The sequence below is a fragment of the Halomonas sp. G15 genome (assembly GCF_021282295.1).
GTDB classification, from domain to species: domain Bacteria; phylum Pseudomonadota; class Gammaproteobacteria; order Pseudomonadales; family Halomonadaceae; genus Halomonas; species Halomonas alimentaria.
Genome location: NZ_JAJSPA010000024.1, coordinates 18,299 through 36,588 on the forward strand (window position 1 = coordinate 18,299; position 18,290 = coordinate 36,588).

At 67.2% G+C, this 18,290-nt stretch carries 14 protein-coding genes; 4 read left to right on the forward strand and 10 right to left on the reverse strand.

The features are described from left to right. Positions 1-121: 121 nt before the first annotated feature. Positions 122-958, reverse strand: a complete 837-nt coding sequence (locus LWH48_RS12030) for a DUF6694 family lipoprotein (protein ID WP_232912762.1) — start codon at positions 956-958, stop codon at positions 122-124. A gap of 393 nt (positions 959-1,351) precedes the next feature. Between LWH48_RS12030 and LWH48_RS12035 the strand changes: the two genes are divergently transcribed. Continuing rightward, positions 1,352-1,630 carry a hypothetical protein gene (locus LWH48_RS12035; RefSeq protein WP_232912763.1) on the forward strand — a complete coding sequence of 93 codons (279 nt, stop codon included), beginning with the start codon at positions 1,352-1,354 and terminating at the stop codon, positions 1,628-1,630. Beyond that, on the forward strand, positions 1,627-1,854 hold the full coding sequence (locus LWH48_RS12040) for a hypothetical protein (RefSeq protein WP_232912764.1): 228 nt from the start codon (positions 1,627-1,629) through the stop codon (positions 1,852-1,854). Before LWH48_RS12035 ends, LWH48_RS12040 begins: the two co-directional genes overlap by 4 nt. On the opposite strand, the gene LWH48_RS12045 is transcribed toward LWH48_RS12040, so the two are convergent. The 4 genes from LWH48_RS12045 to LWH48_RS12060 form a co-directional block, all read right to left on the reverse strand. After that, positions 1,851-2,768, reverse strand: a complete 918-nt coding sequence (locus LWH48_RS12045; protein ID WP_269816193.1) for an LPD38 domain-containing protein — start codon at positions 2,766-2,768, stop codon at positions 1,851-1,853. The genes LWH48_RS12040 and LWH48_RS12045 overlap by 4 nt on opposite strands. 51 nt (positions 2,769-2,819) lie before the next feature. Next, positions 2,820-4,256, reverse strand: a complete 1,437-nt coding sequence (locus LWH48_RS12050) for a Fic family protein (protein ID WP_232912766.1) — start codon at positions 4,254-4,256, stop codon at positions 2,820-2,822. Positions 4,257-4,437: 181 nt separating this feature from the next. Further along, positions 4,438-7,908, reverse strand: a complete 3,471-nt coding sequence (locus LWH48_RS18375; protein ID WP_232912767.1) for a DEAD/DEAH box helicase — start codon at positions 7,906-7,908, stop codon at positions 4,438-4,440. A 104-nt stretch (positions 7,909-8,012) separates the two neighbouring features. Then, a complete protein-coding gene (locus LWH48_RS12060; protein ID WP_161432264.1) occupies positions 8,013-9,227 on the reverse strand; it encodes a DUF4236 domain-containing protein in 1,215 nt (404 codons plus the stop codon). A 133-nt stretch (positions 9,228-9,360) separates the two neighbouring features. On the opposite strand from LWH48_RS12060, the gene mntA reads away from it, so the two are divergent. Together mntA and hepT are read left to right on the forward strand one after the other, a co-directional pair. After that, positions 9,361-9,762, forward strand: a complete 402-nt coding sequence (mntA, locus tag LWH48_RS12065; RefSeq protein WP_161432265.1) for a type VII toxin-antitoxin system MntA family adenylyltransferase antitoxin — start codon at positions 9,361-9,363, stop codon at positions 9,760-9,762. A gap of 31 nt (positions 9,763-9,793) precedes the next feature. Next, a complete protein-coding gene (hepT, locus tag LWH48_RS12070) occupies positions 9,794-10,198 on the forward strand; it encodes a type VII toxin-antitoxin system HepT family RNase toxin (RefSeq protein ID WP_161432266.1) in 405 nt (134 codons plus the stop codon). On the opposite strand, the gene rmuC is transcribed toward hepT, so the two are convergent. Genes rmuC through LWH48_RS12095 form a run of 5 tightly spaced genes read right to left on the reverse strand, consistent with a single transcriptional unit; the run spans position 10,183 to position 18,096 of the window. After that, positions 10,183-11,637 (reverse strand): DNA recombination protein RmuC, encoded by a 1,455-nt coding sequence (gene rmuC, locus LWH48_RS12075; RefSeq protein WP_232912768.1) that lies wholly within the window; start codon positions 11,635-11,637, stop codon positions 10,183-10,185. The genes hepT and rmuC overlap by 16 nt on opposite strands. After that, positions 11,637-12,527, reverse strand: coding sequence for a DUF7281 domain-containing protein (locus LWH48_RS12080; protein WP_232912769.1), 891 nt, complete (start codon positions 12,525-12,527; stop codon positions 11,637-11,639). The genes rmuC and LWH48_RS12080 overlap by 1 nt, the downstream gene beginning before the upstream one ends. Positions 12,528-12,533: 6 nt before the next feature. Further along, a complete protein-coding gene (locus tag LWH48_RS12085) occupies positions 12,534-13,769 on the reverse strand; it encodes a hypothetical protein (RefSeq protein WP_232912770.1) in 1,236 nt (411 codons plus the stop codon). Beyond that, on the reverse strand, positions 13,766-14,392 hold the full coding sequence (locus LWH48_RS12090; RefSeq protein WP_332875625.1) for a condensin complex protein MksE: 627 nt from the start codon (positions 14,390-14,392) through the stop codon (positions 13,766-13,768). The genes LWH48_RS12085 and LWH48_RS12090 overlap by 4 nt, the downstream gene beginning before the upstream one ends. Positions 14,393-14,418: 26 nt before the next feature. Continuing rightward, complete coding sequence (locus LWH48_RS12095) at positions 14,419-18,096, reverse strand: ATP-binding protein (RefSeq protein WP_232912772.1); 3,678 nt, start codon at positions 18,094-18,096, stop codon at positions 14,419-14,421. Between the last annotated feature and the right edge of the window lie 194 nt (positions 18,097-18,290).

Sequence of the window (18,290 nt, forward strand, 5' to 3'; positions counted from 1 at the left end):
GTATCCAAGTCCGTGTGCCCGCTGATCATCGCTGGAATTTTGAGCTGAAATTACAGCGATGAATGGCTCAAAAGATCAATAAGTTTATAAGAAGTAGGCCTCCCATTTTTCCTGGAAGAAACTAGAGGCTGTCATATTCCTTCCTCAACCTGTCTAGGCACTCTTGGTCCCTATCGTCAAAATTCCAAGACGCCCATAACGGCTCACCATCAGCCCCATCAAGTTGCACAACTTCTATCTCAAGAAAAGCATCGTCAGGTGGTTCAGCATCACCCAAAAACTCCCGGTCAACCACCAAGGCCTCAATATCCATTTTCTCTCCAGGTTCGATCCCGCCCGGTATGGAGCTATGGAACTCTCCCTCCCCCCATGGCACTGAGCGCCCGGGACTCAATAATTTCCCGTGAAAGAATGCTCTTGAAACAGGGTGCGGCGTAGCATTTTCAACATTAATCTTGACAGTTGACATAACTTCCCCAGGATCTGCAGGAATTAAAGAAGCCTCCAAAATTGCAAATTTCTCCAAGTGTCTTTTTGCTGACTCAGTCGCGGCCTTTCGTTTTTCTAAATTTTCGACCTTATCTCTTAGCTGCTCTTTAAGACGGTCGTGTGCTCGCTGCTCTCGTTGGCGCTCACGCTGCTCGCTCAGTCTTCGAAGCTCTTCGCTTTTGGCTATCACTTCTGCTGCCGTCAGCCCATCAAGCCCGCGCAGCATTCCATCAATGCAATCACCTTGCCTCCCATATCCCGAGAGAAACGTCTGCCAGTCATCGCTAGACGTAGTCACGAATATGAGCGCGTCTGTAAAATCCTCTCGTTGGTCGTAATCGAGTGACTCCAGGATCTTCCCAGAAGACTGATAAAACGCCTCCTCGCTCGAGGCGTCAATGGTTGGATCGGAACAGCCTGCCAGCAACAGTCCCAATCCTAAAGCCGGTATAACCACAATTCCTGTCATGCTCCCTCCTCTAAGCCCACTTTGGCAAAGGTTATCCCTTGCGCCGGTGATCTGCCACTCACCGTCACTTACATAAGTGGCTTCGTAACGGCCTTGTCATACACGCCTGCTCTGGCGACACAGGTTTCCGTCTCCAGAGCCGCCAGTGCCTCGCATTCGTAACTCGCCGCATCTACGGTGTCGCCATGGCTGGCGTAGGAGGACGTCCATGCGACGTGTTCTCTCGCTGTGGTGGGCGCTGCTGCCCCTGGTGGCTGGTGCCGACTATGGCCCATTGATCGGCGAGGCGATGCCAGTGCGGATGGACGGTAAGGATCTTGGGGAGGCGTTGATCGGGGGCCGGCCAGAGTGGCCAGACCTAGTGCGCCCCGGAAGGAAAGGTAGGAGGTCAACATGATCCTGTTGCCGAGCAAGGACCACTGGTGGGCGGTCGCCGGGATCTATGCAGTGGCCGTGGTCGTATGCAGTGTCTTGGCCTACCAGACCCAGACCATCTATTGGCCGGCAATCCTGCCCGGGGCCGTCGGCGAGGCGACCGGCGGGCTGATCGGCGCCACCATGGTCGCCCTGCTGCTGCGTCCGTTCGGCCCGCGCGGGGCGGTGGTGGGCATGGCCATCGGCTGGGCCGGCTTTTTCTTCGGGATGCTAGGTCGCTACGGGGTGCTGGGGTGAACGAGGCCTGGATCACCCTGGGCATGGGGGCCTTCACCCTGCTACTGCTGGGTGCCCTGGTGATGTCCCAACTGCCGCGCATGTGGGATAGCGTCGGCGGCTGGCTGTTCATCAGCTGGATCGCCCTGCCCGCCTTCCTCGTCTTCATCGCCGTCCTGGTCCGCTACCCTACCCTGCTCGCCGGTGTGGTCGTCGCCCTGGGCCTCTACGCCATGCGCCGCTAGTCCTCCTGCGCACGCAGCGTCTCGACCTCCTGGCCCAACACCTTGGTGATCTGGTTGCGAATCGCGCGCAGTCGCTCCAGCTCGCGACGCTTGTAGTCCCCGTCCATGTCGGTGCTGCGCTGGATCTGCTCCATCGCCTCGCTGATCTCGCTCAGCTCGCGCTGGGCACGGTTTAGCGGCTTGCGCAGGCGCAGCCAGTCGCGGCGCGTCTCGGCACGCTCGCGGGCTTCGGCCAGGCGGCCCAGCTCCTCGAGGCGCTTGACGTCGCTGTAGACCCGGTTGGCCTCCTGGAGCCCGTCATAGAACAGCGTCTGGTAACGGGTGCTGTAGGCTGGGGTGGCCAGATCGCGGTAGAAGCGGCGGATCGGCTTGGACTCAGTCCAGCGCCGGCTGGGCGCCTCCTCGCCCTTGGCGTTGCGCCACAGCGTATCGGCGATGCCGGTGGCGTAGAGCCCCACGGTGCCCAGGTAGCCGCTGACCAGGTAGTCGATCTGGCGCGGCGACAGCGCCGCCTTGCTGTCATCACCAAAGATCCCCTCCAGGGTTTCGCTGGCCTTGATCGCCGGCATGGTGGTGCCGGGGCTGGTGCGCAGGCTGGGCGACAGCTGCTGCTCCCAGAACGGCTCAATCGGGCGGTCCCGGAAGGGGTCGCGGTTGGCGTAGATGTCCAGCGCCGGCTTGGCGGCCTGGGGCACCGGATGGAAGGCGAACGTCTGGCTGATCATGTGCCACAGACGATCCTTGAAGACCTCGCCGGTGGCCTGGTCGTCGACGAACTGCTGGGTCACCCGCTCGGCCATGGTGGCGATGGCTCCGACCTCGAAGGGTTTGGGCAGGAATAATCGGCTTAGGGTATCACCGGCTCGGGAGTGGGCACAGTGGAGCGAAAGGCGGAGAGAGCGGGTTTTCTGCATTATCTCGATCTAGCGAGGGCCGGCAGACCAGCCGCCTCATGGAGGATATATTTACCGGGCAGAGGGCTTCTCCTCAGCAGCCTCACCAAGCGCCTTCCGGGCTTCCGCTTCGATGGCGTCCAGCACCTCTTCGGGTACCTGGTAGCGAAACTGCTTGCGGCGATTCTTCGAAAGCACGCCGTCATCGCTCAGGCACATCATCACCAGCCGTGACATCTCGCTGCCGCGCACATCGAAACGCGTGTCGATGGCGCGATAGACGCGGTCGAAGCAGGCCAGGTAGCGAGTTTCCGCCTTCAGGTCCTCCCTCAGTGCCTCCCTCGCCATACGCAGGGTGAAGGCCACCGCCTGGGTGGCATCCCAGTAGCGATAGAGGTTTTCGCTCCCCTCGAAGTGGAAATCATGGTGGTCGGCATCGATCCAGTTGACCCGCCACTGCTCCCGAGCCAGTGTCGAGAAGGCTTCGAGTGCCGCGAGGTAGTCCCCTTCATGCCGCTTCATGGCGATGGAAATGGGCAGCAGATTGCCACGCGGCAACTCGCCCAGCCGGCACAGCGTATGGTGCAACAGAAACCGGGAGATGCGGCCATTGCCGTCCATGAAGGGGTGCAGGAAGACGAAGCCAAACGAGATCACGGTGGCGGCGACAAGTGCCGGCACACGCTCGACGGAAGAGCCGTCCTGCCCCTCGGGCAGCCCATTGGCCCATCCCATGAGCGCTTCTATCAGGGTCTCACAGAGCCCGGGAGGTGGCGGCAGATAGCTGACACCGATGGCACCCGGCAGCCCGTTATGCAGATAGTTCTGTTCATGCCGAAAGGCGGCCGCCTTGTCGAAGGGATTGCTGACAACGCTGTTCTGAAGGGCCACCAGATACTCTTCATCCAGTGGCTGGCCATCATGTGCCTTGCGCAGCAGCTGCATGAAGCGGTGCTGCTTGTCGGGGGATGGCGATTCGCGCTCGATCTCGAACGAGGACTGCGTCTCGCTGAGATAGGCCCATTGGATGGCGCGATCCAGCATGCCTGGCGGCAGGGACGCCATGAAGGCGCGTGCCTCGGCCAGGATATCCTCCCGCAGTAGCGCCTCGATCTCGGGAGTCCGACGCACCACTGGGCAGTATTGGAGGGTGCCCAGGCCATTGACGTCCACACGCCAGCGGCTGTTACGCCTGGCCGGGCCCGTCACGTAGCGCTCAGGGTCGAACAGCGGTACGGCGCTGCCCTTGACCGAGGGCTCCAGCGGCAGCAGCTCCACGAAGCTCTCGTACAGGCAAGCCACTCGACGCAGATAGATGCCGTTGGGTGACGCCTCCAGGGCCGCAACAAGCGTCTCGACCGGCAGGTGTGGCAGCGTCTCGGCAAGAATGGCCAGGTCCACGCCCTCATGCTTCAGGGCGAACAGCAGATGCGAAAGCAAGTCATCATCGGATGGCGCACGCTCCGGCGGCACGGCAAGCTCATCCTCGAGCCGCATCAGGCGCGTCACCGGGCGCACTCTCGCCGGGCATTGTGGCGGCAGGACACCCAGCGCCAGGTGCTGATGAAGGTGCGCATAGCCAACGTTTTTCATCACCATGCCCGGTTAGCGAGATATTTCGTTGACTACAGCAGGAAAATCTTCAGTTCTCAACAAAGACTGGCTTTTTTCTTGACCCCTGCCCCGCTCGTTACACCGCCGGCGCAAACAGCAGCGCCAGGTCTTCCTCGTCGAACAGCGGGCCGTCGCCCTTTTGTTCTGCGCCGCCCTCGAGGATGGAGGCGGCGAGGTCGGCCTTCCGCGCCTGCAGGTCGAGGATGCGCTCCTCCACGGTGCCGGCGCAGACCAGCTTGTAGACGAACACCGGATTCTGCTGGCCCATGCGGTGGGCGCGGCCGGTGGCCTGGGCCTCCACCGCGGGGTTCCACCAGGGGTCATAGTGGATCACGGTGTCCGCGGCGGTCAGGTTGAGGCCGGTGCCGCCGGCCTTGAGGCTGATCAGGAACACCGGGATCTCGCCCTGCTGGAACAGCGCCACGCGCTGGGTACGGGTTCTGCCGGGGGTGTCGCCGGTCAGGGTGGTGAAGGGAATGCCGTCCTTCTCGAGGGCGTCACCGATCAGCGCCAGCATCTCGGTGAACTGGGAGAAGATCAGGATGCGCCTGCCCTCCTCCACCAGCGGCGGCACCAGCTCGCGCAGCTGGTCGAGCTTGGCCGAGCGCTTCGTCTTGCGCGCGCTGTCCAGCTTGACCAGCCGCGGGTCGCAGCACACCTGACGCAGCTTGAGCAGCGCATCGAGCATGACGATGCCGGAGGCGGCCAGGCCGCGCTCGGCGACGGCCTGCTGGACGCGCTGGTGCTGGGCCAAGCGCAGGCTCTCGTAGAGCTCGCGCTGGGCGCCGCTCAGAGTGACCTCGCGGCGGGTCTCGGTGATCTCCGGCAGCTCGGTCAGCACCTGCTGCTTGGTGCGGCGCAGCATCAGCGGGGCGATGCGCCGCGAGAGACGCTGACGTAGCTCGACATCTCTCTCCTTTTCGATGGGGGTGCGGAAGCGCTGTCCGAACCATTGCTGGCTGCCCAGGGCGCCCGGGGCCACGGCATCGAGCTGAGCCCACAGCTCACCCAGGTGGTTCTCCAACGGTGTGCCGGTCATGGCGATGGCGCGCTGGGCGTTGAGCTCGCGCACCGCGCGGGCGGTCTGGCTGGCGGCGTTCTTGATCGCCTGGGCTTCGTCGAGCACCAGCAGGCCGAAATCATGTTCGCGCAGCCGCTCGAGATCGCGCATCAGGAGCGCATAGGTGGTCACCGCCAGGTCAGCGTCGGGCAGCGCTTCCTCGAACTGGCGCTCGCGCTGCGCCTTGCCGCCCTGCAGGGCGACCACCTTGAGCTCGGGGGCGAAGCGCTCTGCCTCCGCACACCAGTTGCCCACCAGGCTGGTGGGCGCCACCACCAGGGTCGGGCGGGTCAACGCGCCACGGGCACGCTCGTCGAGCACATGGGCCAGCACCTGCACCGTCTTGCCCAGGCCCATGTCGTCGGCCAGGATGCCGCCGGTACCGAGCTCGGAAAGGAAGCGCATCCAGGCGATACCGCGGGCCTGATAGTCGCGCAGCTCGCCGGCGAAGCCCTCCGGCGCCGGCAGGCTGGCGGGCAGCTCGCGCAGGCGCCGGGCCAGGGCGGTGACGTCCTCGCGCCCGGCCCAGCGCTCGTGCTCGGCCAGCGGCGCCAGCTTCTCGGCTGCCATCACCGGCAGGCGCACGGCCGCCTCGTCGTCTTTCTCGTCGCCGAGCCAGTCGAGGATCGGCGCCATCAGCGAGCGCAGCCGGGAAAGGGGCATCACCAGCCGGCGATTCTCCGGCAGGGCCAGCGTCCAGCTGGCGTCGTCGGCCTCGCCCTCGGCGGGCTCCAGCGGGAAGGCGGGATCCCGGAACAGCCGGCGCAGGATGGGCAGCAGGTTGAGGCGCTCGCCCTCCACCTCGATATCCAGTGCCAGGTCGAACCAGCCATTGCCGGCCGGCTCCAGCTCGCCGACCCAGTCATCCGGCTCGACGACGGTAGGTTCCTCGGGGAAGTCATCGCTGAAGATGACCACACAGCCCGCTTCGCGCAGCCTGGCGATCATCTCCCACCACTCGTCGGGCCCGGCCAGGTGGGTTGGCCACTCATTGGCACAACGTGGCGGCGTGCCTTCGCGCGGCAGCAGCAGCGACCATTCGGGCAGATCGAGGTGCGCCGGCACGGCATCGATCTGCTGCAGGCGCTCCAGGGTCACCATGCCGGGCGGCAGGTTGCGCACCAGGGCCAGCTCCGCCTCGCGGTCGCGCTTCACGGTAAGGTGCTGGCCGTCGCGGAAGGCCTGGTGGCTCTCGCCCTCCTCCGGTGGCACCTCGATTCCGGCGTAGTCGAAGCCCACCACGGCGGCGCCCACCTCGATCCAGTGCGGCACCATGGCGCCGTCGCGGTAGCCCAGTTGGCCGGTGGCGACTCTCATGGTGACCTTGAGGCGCGGTGCCACTCCCTCAAGGGTGCGCTCCTCGACTTCCTGGGGGGCCGGCAGCCGCCTGGAAAGACCCGGGACCCGATGCAGACGCTCGGTCAGCCAGCCGCTCATCTCGGGGGGCAGCGGCGGCGCGCGGCGCAGGCGCATCAGCACGTCGGGGTCACCTTCCAGTCGCCCGATGCGACCGCGCCGCTCATCGAGATAGCACAGCTCGGTGCCGGCCCGCACGATCACCGCCTGATCCGAGATGACGTCGGCGGGTTGGGTATCCGCACGCAGGTGCTGGTTGCCATCGGCATCGGGCTCCCAGGCGAGGGCCAGCCGACAACTGGGGCCGGGGTCGAGCATGGTGCCGGTCTGCTTGGGGTGGAACAGCAGCGGAGGGGTATCGCTCTCCAGCAGCGACCACAGGGCGCGCGCCTGGAAGGCGTGGGTGACACGGCTCCAGCGCTGCTCATTGGCTCCCACATACTGCCGCCGCTGCTCGCCCAGCATGAGCAGCTCCAGCGCCTCTTCCTCATCCGCTGCCAGTCCGTGAGGCGGCCTGGGGGTGAGCCCGCCACCGCTGCGCACCATGATGGGTCGCGGCTTGACCCAGCCGTTGCCGCGGCTGCGCTGTTTGGCGGGGCGCAGCCACACCGGCGACACCTGCAGGGTGGGGGCACGCGGGTCAGGGTCAACGTCGAGGAACAGCGCCAGGCGATAGTCACTCTCCAGTTCCTCGACGTAACGCCTGCCGCCAAGTGGCGTCTGGAGCTCGGCAAGCCAGGACTCCCAGCGCTGCTCCAGCAGCGCCGTGTCGTCACGTGGCGGAATGCCATCGGCCTCCAGGTCATCGATGAAGCTCTGGATCACCGCCACCGCGTGCTTGCACTGGCGTCCCACCGGGCAGCTGCAGTCGCTGACCACCCCCATGCTGTGGTCATCAGGATCCACCGCGAGACTGGTGAGGTAGCGCCTGTGACCGCTGCCCTCCACCTGGGCCCGCAGCACCAGCATCTCTCGTTCTCGCTCGAGTCGGATTCCGTGACGCACCTTGCCCTGCCGCGCATAGCCACGCCCACGGGTCAGCGAGCGTGGATCGAAGCTGCGCTGCCAGGGGATATCCTCCAGGGTGTGGTAGAGCTTCAGGGCGGGGGCGGCGAGTTGGGGATCCGACACGAATAGTCCTCACGGCTTGAAGGCGAGGCCAGTATTGGAACGAAACCCGCCGCCGAGAGCAACCAGAGAACCGCCCGACGCTACGCCTGACGCCCGGCGTCACCCTACACCAGCTTCAGCGGCTCGATGTCGCGGAAGATTCCCGTCTTCGTCATGTCGCGGCGCAGGGTGAAGGCCTCCAGGGCGGCCACCGGGTCGACCTGGTCGAGGCGGTCGAAACGGATCGCCTCCCACTGGGCGCGAGTGACCTTGACGCTGTAGAGGTACTGGTCGCGCTCGGCGCCGGTGGCGGGGTCGACCACCTGGCGGTAGCCGGAGACCCGCGCCTCCTTCACCCCCGGCAGGCGGGCGAACACCGCCCCCAATACACGGAAGGCGATGCCGTGGACATGGTCGCGGTAGAGCTTGCGCTGGCAGGTATCGCTCAGCCGGCGCGACGAGAGCTTGAGCTGTTTGGGGGGCATGCCCCAGTAGCGATCGGGCATCTCCTCCTCGCCGGGCAGGTCGATGTCCACCGCGATGGTCGAGATATCGCTGCCCAGGTCGAAGTCGATCAGCGTCTCCCGCGGCCAGTCGATCTCCTCCAGCCGCTCACGCAGGGTCGCCTCCATCGCCTCCGGATCGTCCCAGACGCCCTCGCTCTCGCGGCGATGGCGGGCAAACTCGGCGGCATCGTGCTCCGCCTTGCGCCACTCCCAGGCTCGATAGCGCTCGTCGAACTCGGCCTTCAGGCGCCGACTCTGCGCCTCCCGGGCTCGCCGGGCCGGAGGCCACAGCGCATGCCACCACACCGGGGCCAGCGGCTGAAACGGTGCCGGGGGCGGCTCGTCGAAGTCGCGCATCGCGTAGCCTGTGACCTCGGGCGCCGGGGTCTCCTCGTGGAGGCGCCCCAGGCGGTCGAGGTCGGCGTTGAGGCGCTCGCAGTGGGCCTGGAGCTGCTCGCGCAGGCTCGCCTCGGCATGGCGACGCACCTCACGCGCCTCGGCATCCGACATCGGCGTGCCATCGGCATGGAAGTAGCGGAGCTGGCCGCTCTCGTCGATCTCGAGGGTCAGCGCCAGGCTATCGCCCTCGGCCAGCCGCTGGGCCAGGGCCGAGGCCGCTGCGCTCCGGCTGGCACGCCGCTGGCGACCAGCGCCGGAAAGCTTCTGCCGATAGGAGAGGCCGGTGCCGGGGATCCCGGCATGACCATGCACGCCGCTGGGCCCGACACTTAGGCTGGCACCCCGCGGGCCCACCGAGAGGCCCAGGCCGCGCTTGCTGAGGTTGAGGCGCACCCCGGGTGCCAGGCGGATGCGACGCTGGAAACGAAAGGCCATCTCGACTCCCTGCTCCCTATGCTGACTTCCTACGGTCCTACCCCCATGGCTCAACGGCTGCATACCTGCCGCCTGAACCTGTGATGGGGATGGTAGACTGGCGGCAAACCTTCATCACGCCAAGGGATTCACTATGCCGGATATCGACATCCTGCTCGAGGCCTTCGCCGACATGGCCAGACGCGAGCCCAGCATCGCCGTGCTGTGGCTCTACGGCTCCCACGCCAAGGGCACTGCGACCGCTCAGAGCGACATCGACCTGGCCGCAGCCTTCCGCGACTTCGAGCAGGACCCGCTGGAGCGGCGCCTGCGGCCCGAGCTGCTGACTCAGGCCTGGCAGGATGCCATGGGGCTGGAGGCGGAGCGCCTCTCCATCGTCGATATCAACCTGGCTCCCCTGCCACTGGCCCATGCCGTGATCCGCACCGGAAGGGTGCTGCAGGCCAACGACCGACTGCGCCTGGCCCGCGAGGAAAACCGCATCACCTCTATGTGGGAGCTGGATCACCTCTACCATCAGCAACAATTCGCCTGATGCCTCAGGTACCGACCACAGGACCCCCGCGATGGAACCCGAATACATCGATGCCATGGGCGAGCACCTGGCGACGCTTGCCGAAGAGCTGGAGCAGCTACATGAGGCGTCCACGATGGCGAACGGTCTCAACGCCCTGCTCTACCGCGCCGCCGAACGCAACCTGCAGCTGCTGACGGAGGCCTGCATCGGTATCGCCAAGCAGCGCCTCAAGTCGCAGGGCAGCGTTGTTCCGAGCGATGCCCGCAAGGCGTTCGACAAGCTGCGCGAACAGGGACTCGATGCCAGCGACGTCCCCTGGAACAAGGTGATCGGGCTGCGCAATGCGCTGGTGCACGACTACCTGAATCTTGATGCCGCGATCGTCGAGTCCATTATCCGCCAGCGAGAGTATCGCCGGCTGCTCGACTTCGCACAGGCTCAGCTCCGCGCCTGATCGTCGCTCCGCCCATCACCCGGCGGGGCCGTGCCCACTTCGAGCCTGGCACGCTCGAGGATCTCGGCAGGCAGCTCCTTCTTTACCGCCACGCCCAGTTCGCGGAACTCGCTGGCCTGCTTGACCAGGTTGCCACGGCCGTTGACCAGCTGGCCCAGCGCCCGGTCGTAGCTCTCGCGGGCGCCATCGAGCTTGCGCCCCACGTCCTGCATGCTGTCGAGGAAGGTGGAGAGCTTGCTGTGGAAGCGCTCGGCCTTGCGGGCCAGCTCGGCGCTGTGGCGGCTCTGGTTCTCGAAACGCCACAGCTGGCCGACGATATTCAGGCTGGTCAGCAGCGTGGTGGGGGTGGCCACCAGCACGTTGCGCTCGATGGCGCGCTGGTAGAGGGTGGCGTCGTGGCGCAGCGCCTCGATATAGGCCGACTCCACCGGGATGAACATGATCACCACCTCCGGCGAGTTGAGCCCCGGCAGGTCGTAGTAGTGCTTGTCGGCCAGCTCCTCGATGCGATCGCCCACCGCCCGGGCGTGGTCGGCCAATGCCCGCTGGCGGGTCGCCTCGTCCTCGGCGTTGACGTACTCAAGATAGGCGGCAAGCGAGGTCTTGGCGTCGATCACCAGATGGCGCCTCTCGGGCAGGTAGACCAGCGCATCGGGGCGGCGCTTGCCCGCCTCGGTGGTAAAGCTCTTCTCGCGCTGGTAGTCCGAGCCCTGGCGCAGGCCGGCACTATCGAGCACGTTCTCCAGCATCAGCTCGCCCCAGTTGCCCTGGACCTTCTTCTGGCCCTTGAGCGCCTCGGTCAGCTGGGCGGCCTGGTCGGTGATATCGCGATTGAGCTGCTGCAGGTGCTTGAGCTCGGTGGTCAGGCTGGCGCGCTGGGCGGTCTCCTGGTGGTGCAGGGTCTCGACCTTCTCGCGGAAGCCCTTGATCTCCTCCTGGAAGGGCTTTAGCAGCCCCTGCAGGTTGCGCTCGGAGAGCGACGAGAAGGCCCTGCCCTTCTGCTCCAGCAGCTCGTTGGCGAGGTTCTCGAACTCCACCTTGAGCTGGCCCTTGCTCTCCTCCATCCAGGCGAGCTGGCGGGCGAAGTGTGCCTCCTTCTCCTCCAGGCGAGTGGTCAGCTCGCCATGGGTCTGCTTGAGCGCATAGTAGGCCTCGCGGAAGCGCTCGAGCTCCCGCGCCTGGGCCTGGTTGGCTTCGCGCTGGGTCTCCACCTCGCCTTCGGCCACCTGCAGCGCCACCGTCTGCTCGCGCGCCTCCAGCTGCTGGGCATGCAGCTCGCCACGCATGGCCTCCCGCTCGCGGCGCGCGTTGCGCAGGCGGCGTTGCTGGAGGGCAAAGGCGATCGCGAGGCCCGCCGCGAAGGTGGCCAGGCCCAGGATCAGCTGGGTCGTGTCGAGCGTCTGCAGGAGTTCCACGGTGGCGTCGTCCGGTTGGGGCATCAGGAATTCGGGCGGGGGTGCAGCGGCACCGCGACCCAGTCGTCGGCGCTGCCGAACCACTGCTGCAGCAGGCCGCGCTGCTCACCGAGCAGGATGGCGAGATAGCGTGCCAGCGGATGCTCCTCGGGCAGTCGCGCCGCATGCTGGCGCAGCGCCGCCTGGTAGCGCTGTTGCTCGGGGGGCAGCTGCTGGGCATTGGCACGCTCGGCCACCAACTCAAGGGGTGGCAACAGCTGGTGGCTGGCACCGCGCTCCAGGGCAATGCTCACCCCCTTGGCATCGAAGTCGCCCAGGTAGAGATGCGGCCGACCGCTGGCGGCCCAGTCGGCGGCCAGGTCGGCGAAGCCTCCGCCGTAGAAGCTATCGCCGCGGTAGAGCACCAGCGGGCGCGGCCAGGACGAGAGTGCCGGCAGCGTGTCGGGCAAGCCGTAGAAGCTGTCGAGGTTCTCGACCTGCACCAGGGCGTCGAAGGCGGCGAGGTCGAGATCGCGAAGATCGAGATCGAGGCAGTCGTGCGCCCGGCAAGCGACCCCGGGACGGCTCACCGCCGGCAGACTGGCCAGCACGCGGCGGGCACGCGGCTTCTCGCGGACGCCCTTCGCCTCGCGGTTGCCGAGCTCCGCCTGCTCGGCGGTGGTCAGGCCGGAGAGCCCGGCGGCGATGACGGGCTCGCCCAGAGCGGCCAGGGCCTCGTCGATGCGGTCCAGCAGCTCACGGTCGAGCACCAGACGGGCATGGGTGAGGCGCGCACCGAGTTCGATATCGTGCGCCTGGCACCAGGCGACCACCTCGTTCACCACCTGGCGGCGAGGCCTCTCCTGGCGGGCGGAGCGTCGCAACGCCTGGTCGGCGTCGCGGAGCAGGTTGCGGGCACGGGACGATAGATGCATGGGGCCTCAGGCGAGCTGCAGGGTGACGTCGTGGATCAGCCGGACATGATTGTAGCGGCTCGCCTGGCTCTCCTGCTGGCTGAGGCGGAAGGCGCGCTGCTCGCTTCTGGGTAGCCCCTGGAATTCGGCGATCACCTGGAACAGCCAGATCTCCTCGCTCCACTCGTACTCCCCCTGCTGCAGGAACTCCAGGGCGCTGAGCCCCTCGCCGCCGTCCACCACCGCCAGATAGAAGCGCTCCACGTCCTCCTTGAGGGCCTGCTGGCGAGCGGCCACGAGGGTGTCCTCCTGAGGCGCGGCGGCCCCCGCGGCGGTGACCGGCTCGGGTCGCTGGGCGGGCCGCGGCAGGCGGTGCAGCAGTTCGCCGAGCACACGGCTATCGGGGTGGTGGTCCAGGGCGGCGGCACCGGCGGCAACCAGCGGAGCGGCGCGGTTGACCAGTGCCGGCACCTCGCCGCGCCGGGCGTAGTTGCCAGGCACGAAGCCGGGGTGCTCGCGCAGGAAGCCGGCCATGCCTGCCACCAGGCGGCTGCGCGACTGCTGCTGGCGGAAGCGCGCCATCAGCTCGACCAGGCGCCGCTGTACCTCGCGCAGGCTGGTGTAGTGCTGGGTAAGCTGCTGCTGCAGGCCGCTGACCAGCAGCTTGCGCAGCGCGCCGTCGCTGCCCACCAGTTCGATCAGCTCGTCGAAGTCGATCAGCGCGAGGCCGTCGAGCAGGCGCACGATCTGTTTCTGGGCACGCTGGTTCTCGCGGATCTTGTCACCCAGGCGGCTGACGAAGCCGAAATCGCCGTTGAGGCGTCGCCACAGGCTGTCGATGGCGTCGGCGAAACGACCATTGAGGTCATCCACCTCCTGGCGAAGGCGTAGCAGCTGCTGTTCCTGGCGCCAGTACTCACCGCCGTCGCGGGCCTCGCGGTAGCTCTGCACCAGGCTGCGCAACAGCTCCAGGGTCTCGGCCACATCGGCGTTGACGTGGCGGCGGCTCTCGTCGGCAAGCATCTCGGCGATCAACTCGCGCACCTTGGGCGCCAACTTCACCCCGCCCTGCTCATCCGGGCGCCACAGGATGCGTGCCGCCAGCAGCCGGTTGAGGGCGGTGGTGCTGAGCCCCTCCAGCGGCACCTCGTCCCGGGCATAGCCGGCCATCAGCGCCTCGGCGTGCTTGCCCAGCAGCGCCAGGCGTTCAACGCCGGTGCTGACCAGGCGGCTCTCCAGGGCGTGGGGATGGTCGACACTCACAGCAGGCTCTCCTGGCCGCTCGGCGCCTGGTCATCCACCGGCAGGTTCTCCTCGTCGCGGATGAAGCGCGCCAGGTCGATGAGGTAGTCGATCTTGGCGGTGACCAGGTAGTACTGGCGGTCGGCATGGGGCTGGAGCAGGTAGCCGTGCTCCTTGAGCCGCTTGAACACCTGCTTGAGCTGGGCGTCGAGCTGGTCGCTCTGGGAGCCGAAGAAGGGGTCGGTGGCCAGGCGCTCGAGACGCTCGCGCAGCCCCTGGTTGTCCTCGCAGCGCGAGCTGAAGTCGGCGGGTTTGAGCACCTCTCCGGGCGCGGCCGGCCCGTCGCGCCCCAGCGCCTCCTGGACCAGCTGCAGCCACTCCAGCAGCGGCAGCAGGCTCGCCACGGTCTCGCCCAGCTGCCGCGACAGCTGCTCCCGGGCGGCCTCATCGAGCACACGCCAGGCCAGGAAATAGACGCTGCCCTCGTCGTTGCTGGCCAGGCGGCGGTTGAGCGGGCGCAGGTAGGCGTCGATCCGCTCGCGGGTCTCATCGTCCTGCAGGCGGCGAAAGGCGCCCTCGTCGCTCACCGCGCAGATGAACTCGCCGGCCAGCAGGCGCTCCAGCAGGGGACCGAACTCCACCATGGAGCGCTCCATCGGGGTATGTTCACTCATGATGCCGCCTCCTCGGCGCGGGCCTGCAGGCGCTGGGCCAGGCGGCTCAGGCGCGGCTCGATGCGCTTGAGGCGGCGCTTGGCTGGGGCGGCCTCGTCACGGTCGATCAGGTAGCGATTGTGGAACAGCAACAGCACGTCCGACTCCGGATTGGGGAAGGCGCCGACGATATGGATGCGGTTGTTGTCGCAGGCGTCGAACAGCTTCTCGACGTTGTGGTAGGCCAGGGTGCCGATCTCGTCGATGGGCCAGTGGATGGCGATCTCGGCCGGGCCACGCAGCAGTCGGGTGAAGGCGAGCAGGAACTTGCACAGGATCAGGTAGGCCATGCCGTGGCTGGAGGACTCCAGCAACTGGCGGTCGTTGCGGATCACCAGGTCGGTGCCGCCCTCGTTGAGGTGCAGCTCCAGGCGCAGCAGGCTCTCGAAGCTGTACTGCTGGTCGCTGCGCAGCAGCTCCACCACGTCGGCCAGGGCATCCAGGTAGTCGTCGCCGGGGAGCGGCTGGCCCGAGTCGCGCCACTCGCGGTAGCGCTGGGCGAAGCGCTTGAGCGGCTCCCAGAAGCCCAGCTCGTCGATGGTCGACTGGATCCTCACCTCGGCGCGGCCGATGCCCTCGAGCACCAGGTCGTCGGCGACCTCGTCGGAGAGGCGCCGGCTCTGGGCACTGATGCGCCGATTGAGGTCGCTGAATACAGTGAAGAACTTGTCGAGGTCGTCGGAGAGGTTGCGCCCCTCCTGCAACAGCTGCTGCTGTTGCCCCTCGAGCAGCTGGAGCATGCCGGCGATCACCGGCAGCAGGCGGCGCGGGCTCTCGCCGTCGAGTCGGGCGCGTTCGGCCGCCAGGGTGGCCTGGAAGTCGGCGCTGGCTCCCTTGATCAGCTCGGACTCGAGCTTCTCGCAGCCACGGCGCAGGGCGTCGAGCTCACGGGCGTGGTCGGTGAGACCCTGGCGCAGGCGCTCGATGCGCTCCTCCACATCCCCCGGTGCCTCGCCGAGGGGCTCGGGAGCCGGCTCCAGGGCCAGGGTTTCCAGCTTGTCGAGCAGCGGCGCCAGAGTTTCCACCAGCGCCTTGGCGGCGTCACGCCGGATGGCAAGTTCGCTCACCGCGGCCTGATGCTCGCTGCGGGCAGTACGGAAGTCGGCAGCGTGCTGTTCGCGCTCCCGCGCCAGGGCATCCCGGTCGCGGGCAAGCTCGGCCTCCTTCGCGACCAGGCGCGGCTTGCGCTCGCCCCACTCCACGCGCATGAAGTGACGATATTCCCTCAGTTCATCCTCGCGCTCGGTGGTCTGGCGAATACGCTTGCCCAGTGCCTCCAGCCGCGCGCGGGTATCTCGCACGGTCTCGGGGTCGACACCCTGCTCGGCCAGCTCGCGGTCGAAGGCGGCGGTGAGCTCGTCACGCTGGCGGCGATGCTCCTCCTTGTGCTCGGCGAGCTGGCGGCGGTACTGGGCGACCTGCTGGTCGAAGCCGGCCAGCCGCCCCTGGAAGTCGGCGGTCAGCTCCAGGCGTTGGGCACGGTGGCCGTCGGCCAGCGCCTCCAGCGCCCGGTGCTGCTCGTCGCGCAGCGCCTGGTGAGCGGCGTCCTGCTCCGCCAGCGCCTCCTTGGCGCTGGCCTGGCGCGCCTGCTGGGCGGCGGCGTGGCGCTGCTGGCACTGGCTGCGGGCCTGCAGGGCGTAGTCCACCTCCTCGGCGGCACGGCGGCGGGCGGTACGCGCCCGCTCGAGGCGGGCATCGGCCTCCTGCACCTTCTGGTGGCAACCGCGCAGCGACTTCTCGGCAGCCGCTTCGCCCTCCTCGGCCTGGGCCAGCGCCTGCTCGGCGGCCTCGATCTCGGCCAGCAGGCTGGCCTCGTCCTGGGCGTAATCGGGCAGCGCGATGGCAGCGAGGTCCAGGGCGAGCCCGAACAGGTCGTCGCTGCCCTCGTCGTTGAACTGGGGAGCGAGGTCGCGGCGCTCGAGCAGCTCCGGGGCGATCACCTTGCCCAGGCCCTGTTCCCAGCCCGGGCGGTGATGGCGCAGGAAGTGGCGCAGGCTGCCCTGGGCGGGATCACGCTGGACCAGCAACTCGTCGAGGTGTCCGCGGGAACGCGACAGCTGGGTGCGGGCCAGCTCCAGGTCGCGCTCGGCGAGCCCCCGGGCCTGGCGGCACTCATCGAGCTCGCCACGCAGTGATTCCACGGCGCCGGCGGTGGCGCTCTGCTCGCTCTGGGCCTGGTCGACCCGAGCCTGGGCCTGCTCTGCCTCGCGGGCCTCCTCCGCGCTCTGGGCGGTGTGGGACAGCTGCGCCTTGAGTTCGGCGAGACGCGCGGTCACCTGCTCCAGGCGGGCGCGATAGTCATCATCCAGGGCCTGGCGGCGAGCCTGGTAGTCGGCATCCAGGCGACTCTCGGCCTCGCCCTGCTGGTCGCGGCAGGCCTCCTTCTCCTCGCCCAGGGCATCGATCAGCGCCTGGAGGTCGTCGCGGCGCGACTCGAGCAGGTCGCCCAGCTCCACCAGGCGCGCCTCCAGCTTGGCCTTGCTCTCCTTGACCGCCTGCTGCATCAGCTCAAGGTGGTCGCGCAGCTGTTGCTGCTGCTCACGCCACTGGGGCAGCGCCTTGAGGTCCTGCTCCAGGCCCGGCATATCCGCCGTCTCGTAGGCCTCGAACTGGCGCTGCAGGTCATCGAGCACGCCGCGGGTCTGGTCGAGCTCGCTGTCGACTCGGCTGGCACGGTCGTTGAGGGCGTCGCGGCGCTCCTGATAGGCCGTATCAAGGGCCTTGAAGTCACGCTGGCGCTGCTGGATCTCGGCCTCGCGCTCGGCCTGGTCCCGCGCGGCACGGTGGCGGTCCGCCTCCAGCTGGGGCTTGAGCTGCCACAGCGTCGCCTCAAGGTCGGCGATCTCGCGATCCAGGCGTTCGAGCTCACCCAGCGAGCGCTGCAGCGGCTCCAGGCGCATGGACTGGCGCATGCGAGCGATCCACTCGCGGGCCTTGGTATTGCGGATACGGGTCACCGGCAACTCGACCCCGTCCTCCTCGAAGATCGCCGCCAGCATGGTCTTGAGGGTATCCATCTTGCCCTCCTTGGCATGCACCGCGGAGACCAGCTTCTCCATATGCCGGATGCGCTGGCCGGGACGCACCAGGCTGAAGCGGGCGGCCACCTGGCGCAGGCGCAACCCTTCCTTGCTGTTGCCCCGGGGCTGGGTCCCGGTCTGGGTGAAGTCGTTCTGGATCACCGCGCGATACTCGGAGGTCGCCCCCAGCTTGGGCGAGACCGATACGCCCCGCCGGCGCAGGCCGTTGGCCCACTGGGCATAGTCCAGGGCGGCCACGCCGGCCTCGCTCTCGACCAGGTAATCCTCGGGGCGGTAGGCGTCGCCGACGAAGCGGTACTCGACTCCGCCCTCGCTGCGCCGTGTCAGCACCGCCTGGCACACATCACCCTCCTCGCGGCGGTATTCGTAGACGAGGTAGCTGTTGCGATGCGGCAGGTAGAAGGCATCGAACTTGAGGCGGGTGCGTGGCACCACCTTGTTGGGCAGTTCACCATAGAACACCGGCACCAGCCGCTGCAGGGTGGTCTTCCCCGAGGCATTGGTACCGCAGATATTGGTGTGGCCATCCACACTGAGCTCGACCACGCCCTCGAGGTGGCCGTGTATCATCACGATGCGAAGCAGCTGGCCCATGTCGCGTCCCTGTCGTTTGGCATGGCGATCCCGACTCATCATCGGCGAGCGCACATAGTGCCGGAGCGGCGCTGGCATCTCAATTGGAGCGGCGGGACGCGCAAGGATCATCGACTCGAGCCATACGCTGAAGCGGCACGAGCGAAGCTGGAAGATAGAGTGGGATCAGTCAGAAAACGCAGAATGGGGTGGCC